Source organism: Candidatus Lokiarchaeota archaeon, assembly GCA_014730275.1.
Lineage (GTDB): Archaea > Asgardarchaeota > Thorarchaeia > Thorarchaeales > Thorarchaeaceae > WJIL01.
This window is the reverse complement of record WJIL01000088.1, coordinates 1-3,263: the sequence shown is the minus strand read 5'-3', so window position 1 is coordinate 3,263 and position 3,263 is coordinate 1. Positions and strand designations below refer to the sequence as shown.

General features: G+C 49.0%; 5 protein-coding genes. All 5 read left to right on the top strand.

The window, feature by feature from the left end; translation table 11 throughout:
- Positions 1-77: 77 nt before the first annotated feature.
- Complete coding sequence (locus GF309_10045; protein MBD3159116.1) at positions 78-773, top strand: tetratricopeptide repeat protein; 696 nt, start codon at positions 78-80, stop codon at positions 771-773.
- A gap of 2 nt (positions 774-775) precedes the next feature.
- Positions 776-1,789 (top strand): hypothetical protein, encoded by a 1,014-nt coding sequence (locus GF309_10040; protein MBD3159115.1) that lies wholly within the window; start codon positions 776-778, stop codon positions 1,787-1,789.
- A 161-nt stretch (positions 1,790-1,950) separates the two neighbouring features.
- Positions 1,951-2,598 (top strand): SOS response-associated peptidase, encoded by a 648-nt coding sequence (locus GF309_10035; GenBank protein ID MBD3159114.1) that lies wholly within the window; start codon positions 1,951-1,953, stop codon positions 2,596-2,598.
- A gap of 180 nt (positions 2,599-2,778) precedes the next feature.
- Positions 2,779-2,985 carry a hypothetical protein gene (locus GF309_10030; GenBank protein ID MBD3159113.1) on the top strand — a complete coding sequence of 69 codons (207 nt, stop codon included), beginning with the start codon at positions 2,779-2,781 and terminating at the stop codon, positions 2,983-2,985.
- A partial coding sequence (locus tag GF309_10025; protein ID MBD3159112.1) for an AAA family ATPase occupies positions 2,942-3,263 on the top strand: 322 nt, incomplete at its 3' end. The genes GF309_10030 and GF309_10025, both read left to right, overlap by 44 nt.

Sequence of the window (3,263 nt, the reverse complement as noted above, 5' to 3'; positions counted from 1 at the left end):
TGCTGTTCATCGTCTACTGGTTCCAGAAGAATACTGAGGCGATCGGGAGGACCCTGAACCGTGCAGCCCGGACAGGTGTGCATGATATCTTCTTCAATCTCATGAAGGCCGATGCCTTTGCGTGGTCAGAAGACCCACATCTTTCCCTTTCCATGTACACAGGGATTCTCTGCACCCGATACGAAACCCCGTATGTATTCTGGATGGCAGGACTGGTGCTAACCCATATCGGCTGGTTCTACAATGCGGTCGATATCATCAGGACTTACCTTGACATGAATCCGGATGCCACATTCATGTGGGATCGATACGCCTTTGCTCTTACCCAGACCGGGAGGCTCGACCAGGCACAATGGGAACTCACACGGGTGGCAAAAGACAATCCCCATGAATGGATCATATGGCTGGCGCTGGGCCAAGTTCTGCTGTTTCAGGAGGACTGGATTGAAGGACTGAAGGTGTTCCGCAGACTCAACGAGATGAGACCGGATGACCCCTTCGTGAGTGTGGGACTAGGATGCTGTCTCAAATGCACCGGCCACAAGGAAGCATCACTGAAACACTTCCGGAGGGCCACCGGGCAAGAGGGGTACGACTTCGATGCATGGTTCAACCTCGGTATGACCCTCTCGGAACTTGGAAGAGACGAAGAATCAATGGCTGCTTTCGAACGGGCCCGCAGCATCAATCCGGAGGAGTTCGACAGTTCGGAAGCCAACATCACCTACATGGTTCAGCAGGCCATACGGGATACCGTGGGTTCGGAGGCATGATGATGCAAACTGAAGAGAATACACCCGAACAGGTTCGCGCTGAAGCAAAGAGGCTCTTGGAACAGGGGGAGATCCAAGCCGCGGCAGATGTCCTCTGGGAAATGGCTGAATCTCGTAAGAAAGATGCGTCAACATGGCACATGCTTGCCAATCTGTATCGAAACTACAGCGACAGACCAATCGTAACGGAGGACCTCTATGACAAAACTATCAAGCTCGCACCGAACAATCCAACTGTGTATGCCGATTTGGGTCTGCATCGATACAGCGTGCGACAATACGTTGAGGCTGTGGACCCTCTGGAGAAATCAATTGAACTAGATGACACATTTCTCTTGGCTCATCGGACATTGGGGTTGACCTTGAAACAACTAGACAAGTTCGAAGAAGCGGGAGAATACTTGCATACCGCACACAAGCTTAACCCGGATGATTCAGCAACTACCTGCGTACTCCTAACGCTGCATCTGTTACAGGAAGACATTGAAACAGCACGAAAGCTCCTTGATTCATATATACAGCAGGCCGGGTTATCAGACCGACAAGCCACTACTCTTCGTGATGCGTTCTCGAAGGAAGAGATAAGTGCCAATACGTGGCTCACCCTCGTTGAGATACTGTTTGCTGCGGACAGACCCTTTGAAGCCCTTGATGCAGGATACTCGGCTGTCAATGTCCACGAGAAGAACGTTGAGCTCTGGTTCACACTCTACGGCATTGAGATGAGTCGAGGACAGGACTGGCTCGCCGACGAAGCACTGAATAGAGCAATGATGATAGACCCTCACCACCAAGGTGTGATGCGAGCAAACGCGCTCTGGTGGCATGATACGGGTTTGATCTATGATGCCGAGAGGTATGTGGTTGAGTACTGCCAGATGTATCCGGATGATTGCGAAATGCGGCAACGGCTACAAGAGCTGTACAGACGGATGGATCTGTTCGAAGCACAGATGCAGGAGATGGAGGCTCAAGCGGAGTGGGAGTTCTGGCATCAGGATGATGAATACTACTGATGGTTACGGTAGCAGGAGAAGATACCACCAAGAATCCATATGCAGAATATATTATCTATTTGGATTCCAACTCTGGAAGACTGACAAGTAGCTCAATCTCAATCCTTTTGTCGATTCTCTGCAACTACACACTATGTGCGGCCGCTTCTTACTGCTAACCCATCAGGAGACCTTGTGTGAACGCTTCAACATCGACAGATTCGAGCACGTTCCCGACAAACTGTACAACATCGATCCCTGAACAGGAGATTGGAGTCATCATTCGAGAGGACGATGGCACACGGGTCATGAAGTCCATGCGCTGGGGGCTCATCCCGTTCTGGGCAGACGACCCGGATGAAACCAAGTACACTCCCATCAACGTCCGCGCTGAGACCATAGCCGAGAAGCATATGTTTGCACGTGCATTCAAAGAGCATCGGTGCCTTGTCCCGGCCAGCGGCTTCTACGAGTGGAAAGGTCCAGCAGGATCAAAGACGCCGTTCTACTTCCACCTGAAGAGCAGGGATTTGTTCGCCTTTCCTGGCATCTATGAGACATGGAACTCGGAAGATGGAGAGCGTACCGTGTACAGCGTGACCTTCGCCACAACCACACCGAACAAGACGGTGGCACGGGTGCATAACAGGATGCCGGTGATTCTCTCACCTGAGGAAGAAGAAAGTTGGTTGAATCCAGACACAGACGAGTCGGAGTTGCTTGCTATGCTTGATGCGTATTCTGACAGCGACATGGAACGCTACGAAGTCTCGACGTATGTGAATAATCCATACAATGAGGGACCGAAGGCAATCCAGCCCGCAAGATAGAATCAATGGGTTAATTGCCAGATTCGATAAATTATACTCGGTAGATTCACGAATCATGGCATTTCCAAGTCAAGAAATGAATATTTCTAGCAGCAAACTTCATTAATTGTAAATTTCTAGTCATGACACTTGTCAAATCATCAAAACCACGGGAAAAGATAATTTGGGAGGAGTTGGATTTTGAATAATTCATCTACGGATATGCATGGAATATTGGTTGAGCGGGTACTGAGGAAATTCGTCAACTTGCTTACGGATGATAATCGATTTGGAGAAGAATTAGTAGATTTCATATCCGGATTATTACAACAAGGAGGTCCTAGCAGTAAGGAAGCGATTCTACATGCTATTGAAGAGTCGGAGGAGGAACATAGTGAGGATTCATGAACTTGAGATTTCTGACGTTCGTGGCATAAGGACCCTTAGCATTTCTCCAGAGGGCCAGAATACAGTAATATTTGGACCAAATGCAAGTGGAAAAAGTGCGGTTGTGGATGCAATTGATTTTCTTCTGACAGGCAAAATAAGTCGGCTGCGAGGCGAAGGAACTGGAGGTATCACTTTAGCTTCATATGGTTCTCATGTAAAGGGCTCCCGAGAAAACTCGAAGGTATCTGCACTTATATCACTACCAGACGTTGATGACCATATTCAAATCGAACGGA

Excerpts from the sequence above, each read along its gene's own strand:
- GF309_10040 (MBD3159115.1), top strand. The coding sequence starts at position 776 with ATGCAAACTGAAGAGAATACACCCGAACAGGTTCGCGCTGAAGCAAAG.